This window comes from Nocardia sp. CC201C (genome assembly GCF_030010695.1).
Classification (GTDB): Bacteria; Actinomycetota; Actinomycetes; order Mycobacteriales; family Mycobacteriaceae; genus Nocardia; species Nocardia otitidiscaviarum.
In genome coordinates, this window is record NZ_JASCXP010000645.1 from 1 (window position 1) to 2554 (window position 2554).

At 67.8% G+C, this 2554-nt stretch carries 3 protein-coding genes; all 3 read right to left on the reverse strand.

Features of this window, described 5'->3' with window-relative positions:
• Nucleotides 1-185 precede the first annotated feature (185 nt).
• Nucleotides 186-623 (reverse strand): hypothetical protein, encoded by a 438-nt coding sequence (locus tag QK444_RS35415; protein ID WP_282786371.1) that lies wholly within the window; start codon nt 621-623, stop codon nt 186-188.
• The gene (locus QK444_RS35420) at nt 620-1441 is read right to left on the reverse strand and encodes a hypothetical protein (RefSeq protein WP_282786373.1); all 822 of its coding nucleotides are present in this window, start codon (nt 1439-1441) and stop codon (nt 620-622) included. Before QK444_RS35420 ends, QK444_RS35415 begins: the two co-directional genes overlap by 4 nt.
• A 529-nt stretch (nt 1442-1970) precedes the next feature.
• On the reverse strand, nt 1971-2554 hold a 584-nt coding region (locus tag QK444_RS35425; protein ID WP_282786374.1), incomplete at its 5' end, for a DUF6585 family protein.

Sequence of the window (2554 nt, forward strand, 5' to 3'; positions counted from 1 at the left end):
ATAAAAAAAATACGGGGGGGGGGGGGGGGGGGTCCAACGGGGGGGGGGGGGGCCCCCCCGGGCCGGTTTGAGGCGGGCGGCCGGGAGTGCGTCCGGGGCCGGGCGTGCGGTGGCGGTCCGACGCCTGAGCAGCGGCACCCGGAGGTGTGGGGAAGGTGGGTAGCTGAGTAATTGCCTGCGAAAGATTAAAGGCGGCCGGTATCTTTCAGGACTCGGCGGGCCTGGGCGAAGAGCATGCCGACATTGACGGTTTTGCGGCAGACGGCTACGACGACCACGTCGTCTCGGCTTTCGGTGCGGATGAACAGGTGGGTGAGGTTGTCGCTGTTGACCAGGATCTCCTGGAAATAGTGGCGGTCGGTTCGTACGCCGCGGCGTTCCTTCCAAATGTCTTCGATCATGGTCACATTGCGGCCCTGGAAGATTTCCAGGGTGGCGGCGGCGAGGAGATCGAGGACTTCCTGGGGGTGGTTGTCGACGGTTTCCACCGCGAGCAACATGCCCGTCGCCATATCGATCGCGCCGGCGGCGATGCATTCGGGGACCTCGGAGCGCATCACCTTCACGAGAATCGCGATGCGATCGGAGAGACTACCTTGCGCGGCGGGGTTGGAGGTATTCATGGCTTCCTTTCTGGTTCCCGCGCGACGGGGATGAGCTGTTGGCCGATCCGGGCGCGCGGCGGAGGTGGTCGGAGGGTGTCGTTGATGCCGCTGGCTCCGCGGCGGCGACGCGGCAGCAGGGAGCGGCCCGAGGGCGTGCGCGGTGGCTCGGGGATCGCCCGCTGCGGCGGGGTGATCGCGAGGATGTCGTCGCCGAGCATGCGGGAGACCTCCACGGTGACCGGGTAGAGACCGCGGCAGAGCTGCATGGCGATATCGCGGCAGCTACGGCGGCCGTTCACCCACAGCAGGATCTCCGCACGCGGATTCGGTACGGCCCCGGCCAGTAGGGTGCGTCCGCGATCGGTGAGCGCCAAGTGGTTTCGATGCGGTGACACCCCGGCGTGTGCGAGGGCGCGCAATCGCCGGTCGGTCTCGAACAGCAGCCAGCCGGGCTCGATACCGGGTGTGGGCGGCGCGAAGACGGGTGGTGGCGGTTCGATCGGCTCCTGCCAGTAGCAGCTGCCGAGCCAGCCCGCGGCTATGGCGAACGCCCCGTCCAGCGCCGCCATCATCGCCACCACCCGCATTTCCGCGACACCGGAGGAGGGCCGTCCGGGGCGGGTCAGCAGATCGCCGACGCCCGGCGCACCGGGCGAATCGACGATGACTATCCGGCCGCGGACGATATGGAAATCACCTCCCGGATCTCCGGTGACACGTAATACTCCCGTCCGCGATTCCTTTGCTCCATCGGATAATTCGAGAAGTAGCTCCCGAGCGGTCTCTCGCCCCAGGGCGAGAAATTTCCCCGTATCGGAGAAGATCCCCGCAGTCATGGCCTAACTCCTGAAATTGGACACACGCCGATGAATACTGTTCTCGCAAAAGGGAATACATCGCGACCACACCCTGATCGGAAGCGGTCACGTGCGAGATATCCTGACAGCACAGCAGTTTTAGAGCAACCGATTCCGAGGAATTGCTCACCGGATGCGCGCGTCCCGTCGCGACACTCCGGTACCGCACCCCCGCCACCTGCGCTCCGGCGGTGTCACGTCCGACGGAAGCGGTCAAGTTGACTTGACCCGCTGTGGGATTCGCCCCCGGGCGCCCGCGCGGCTCTCGCGGGCGTCGTCAAACGCCTACCAGCGCCGGATTGTCCTTCGAGTTCAGAATGTGTGTCGGCACACCCCTGGCACCCACAGCGATTCGGAGCCGGTGACGGCCCGCTCCGGGGAGATGCCCGCACCATGCCGCTGAAGGCGGGACACGGGCCGGTTGGCGGCGACGACGAGGTATTCCGGTCCGGGCCGCCTCGGTAGCGGATGAACGCGATCGTGCCAGGCGGCTATGCCGCGCTACCGGTCAGGCCCGTGCCGCGGTCGCCGACCGCATCCGCTCGGCGACCGTGCGGAACAGCGTGAAGTTCCCGATCACGTTCGCGGGCAGCGATTCCAGCGGCAGCGATTCCCCGCGGATGCGCACCGAGACCCAGTCCTTGTGCACCACGATGCCGCTGACCCGGGCCCACGACACCGAGCGGTGCTCCACACCGATCTCGGTGGACGTCATCCAGAAGGGCGCGAAGTCGAGGCGTCCGCCCGACTCCAGGACGGCCAGCACCCGGGGCAGTTGCGCCTCGGTGACGGCGCGGTCGATCTCCGGACCCCACTGTTCCGGGTGGTCGATGGTCTGCCGCAGCACGATCGGATCGCCGCCGGTGTCGGTCACCGTGTACGGGTGCGCGGTCCGGCCGGGCACGTGGTCGGCGTCCTCGGTCACCGCCCGCCGCACCGTGGCGGTGTCGTATCGGATGGTCCGTGCGCGGCCGCCGACCACGGCCACGCAGCCGCCGTCGTACAGCTCCAGCCGGGTGTCGCGGTCGCGTCCGTTCAGATAGGCCAGCCGCGTCAGCTCGCACAGCAGGCGCACGCCGAGCATGAGCGCGC

Excerpts from the sequence above, each read along its gene's own strand:
- QK444_RS35420 (WP_282786373.1), bottom strand. The coding sequence starts at position 1,441 with ATGACTGCGGGGATCTTCTCCGATACGGGGAAATTTCTCGCCCTGGGG.
- QK444_RS35415 (WP_282786371.1), bottom strand. The coding sequence starts at position 623 with ATGAATACCTCCAACCCCGCCGCGCAAGGTAGTCTCTCCGATCGCATC.